The sequence below is a fragment of the Dickeya sp. ws52 genome (assembly GCF_007210685.1).
GTDB lineage: Bacteria > Pseudomonadota > Gammaproteobacteria > Enterobacterales > Enterobacteriaceae > Dickeya > Dickeya chrysanthemi.
In genome coordinates this window covers 1-350 of the sequence record NZ_SZVX01000064.1, presented here as the reverse complement: position 1 = coordinate 350, position 350 = coordinate 1, and the positions used below count along the sequence as shown (strand labels likewise).

At 68.6% G+C, this 350-nt stretch carries 1 pseudogene; it reads left to right on the top strand.

The features are described 5' to 3' along the window. A pseudogene (locus FDP13_RS21530) lies at nucleotides 1-350 on the top strand (hypothetical protein); the annotation flags it as partial.

Sequence of the window (350 nt, the reverse complement as noted above, 5' to 3'; positions counted from 1 at the left end):
CACACCGGGGGCGGGTTCAGCACCAGTGCGCCGGTGGGGCTGCAGGTGCTGAGCAACGTCGGCGGGCTGATGCTGGCGGGGGCGAACCAGAGCGGTTCGTCGTCGGGGACGACCTATGCGGCGGTGAGCGACGGCACGCTGATTATCCGTGACCAGGCCGGACAGCGGCAGGACGTGGGCGGTCTGAGCCGGGATACGGCGGGGGCCAACAGCGGGGCGCTGAACCCGATATTCGACAAGGAGAAGGTGGAGAGCCGGCTGCGGCAGGCGCAGTTGCTGTCGGAAATCGGGACGCAGGTGCTGGATATCGCGTCGACGGAAGGGGCGATAAACGCGACGAAGGCGGCGAG